Source organism: Vibrio sp. 10N.247.311.49, from assembly GCF_041467655.1.
In the GTDB taxonomy this organism is placed as follows: Bacteria; Pseudomonadota; Gammaproteobacteria; order Enterobacterales; family Vibrionaceae; genus Vibrio; species Vibrio crassostreae_C.
Genome location: NZ_JBFSVA010000054.1, coordinates 1 through 1,792, shown reverse-complemented (window position 1 = coordinate 1,792; position 1,792 = coordinate 1). Strand labels below are relative to the sequence as shown.

Annotated in this window: 1 protein-coding gene; it reads right to left on the bottom strand. The window is 39.5% G+C overall.

Annotation, left to right across the window (positions count from 1 at the left end; translation table 11 throughout):
* Nucleotides 1–398: 398 nt before the first annotated feature.
* On the bottom strand, nucleotides 399–794 hold the full coding sequence (locus AB6E54_RS22575) for a DUF2391 family protein (protein WP_017060180.1): 396 nt from the start codon (nucleotides 792–794) through the stop codon (nucleotides 399–401).
* Between the last annotated feature and the right edge of the window lie 998 nt (nucleotides 795–1,792).

Here is a 1,792-nt window from a genome sequence, read left to right as displayed (position 1 = left end):
AACGGCGGACTGTTAATCCGTATGTCGCAAGTTCAAGTCTTGCAAGGGGAGCCAATTAAAAAAAGCCGCATCATTGATGCGGCTTTTTTGCATCTAAAGATCCTAACTTATTAATACAACTACCCTCACCTTTCAAATACCATATTCAATTCAGAAACCAACCGTTTTTATATCCTTCCAAAGCTACAAATCTTCGCTACTTAATGCTCTTCAAAATCTCCCAACAACAAACGACACATTCACGTAAGAGTCAGTCACAGTACGTTGCTACTCATTTTATTGACTAGGAGATCGGTTGAAAAAATCAATACTAAGTTTGGAGGTAAGAAAGCTAAATAACGAATCAAGTAAGCGCTGAAAAGCTCTGTAAGACACTTCAATCCAAATTGATACACAGATTACTCTTTATCAAAACTATCCACTACAATAGCGCCCATAGAGGCTGGCATTGAAATAACAATCACTCTTTTGATCGATACGACGGGATCACTCAATAGAGGTAATTTGTCCAGGCAAGTCAGTACCAAAGCAACGACCAATGCCGTCATAACATAAGCAATCACTATTCTGAAAATAAACACCGGCAACCGAGCAACAACATCTTTTTGAAAGACACTCTCATACGTATAGAAGCCTAAGAACACCGCAGACAGTAAAAATAGCAGCAATAGATTAGCGGTAGGTAAAGTCTCCCCTAACTTCCAAGCCTCTTCAGAAAAAGAAATCGGCACGGCCAAGGCAAAAGATCCCACAAAGATCTGGCTCGCATCTTCAAAGTTAAAACTCAATTTCATAATTCGACCCATTAGGTTTAAGGCTTTATCTAATTCTGAAAAGAATCACAAAACTATCCGCCAATGATTTGGGGGATTTTTATTTCTACTAAGCAAACAGTAGTGACCTTCTAGCTTCATCTTAGTCGCAATAACCAAAACATAGCTTGAACTAACCAGCAAGAAATCAACATGTTCTGAGCAAAGTTGTCGACACAACTAATTCATATCGAGTCAACAAGCACATCAGAATCGAAGAGAGACCGGTAAACATCCTAAATTACCATCCCCTAGAACCAGAGAACATCACAATCAGTTGGGGGAAGAACCTCCCTGCACATGTAGATACGGATACGAGGGACACTCTATGTCTTAACTTACATATCCCTCCAGCACCACTTTGGAACGCAACCTAACAACTCTCACCTTTCAAGCTGAATCTACTCCGCTTCCATCCTTTGAAATGCTTCTAACAAAGCGCTTGATGCTATCGAGAGTGGTTTAAGCTGAATGTATAATTAAGAGCTATTAAGTCGACTCATTAAGGGCTATAGCGCTCTTAGCAGAAGCCTCCATGATAGAGCCCTAATTACACGTATCCTATAGATTCACAGATAGAGCAGAAGTCAGATTTCGTAGACGAAAGGCTGTTAACTAATACTGAGAGCCACTCACTTAATAAAGGAAACATCTACAGCGCAGAGTAATTAGGATGGGGTGTAAGGCTTTTATAACTCAAAGTATTAATAAGGGGTCAGTTCAGTCTCATAAATCTAACTTACAGCGCGTATGGTTCGAGTATCTGAATGCTAAACTTAAAGCTACATACGTTTGAAATCATGCTCGAGTCACCTCACAGCTGGAATCAGAAATGATGTAGTCCTAATCATGAGTTGGTTTTGGGGAACACCTGAGCTAAGAGCTGTGGGCTACGGGAAAATCTTTTGTGTAAGTTATTCGACTGATACCAATTAAAGTAAAAATGTGATCTAATTAAGATTGATGAATTATTGTGAAAT

Coding starts and splice junctions, on each gene's coding strand:
- AB6E54_RS22575 (WP_017060180.1), bottom strand. CDS start 794: ATGAAATTGAGTTTTAACTTTGAAGATGCGAGCCAGATCTTTGTGGGA.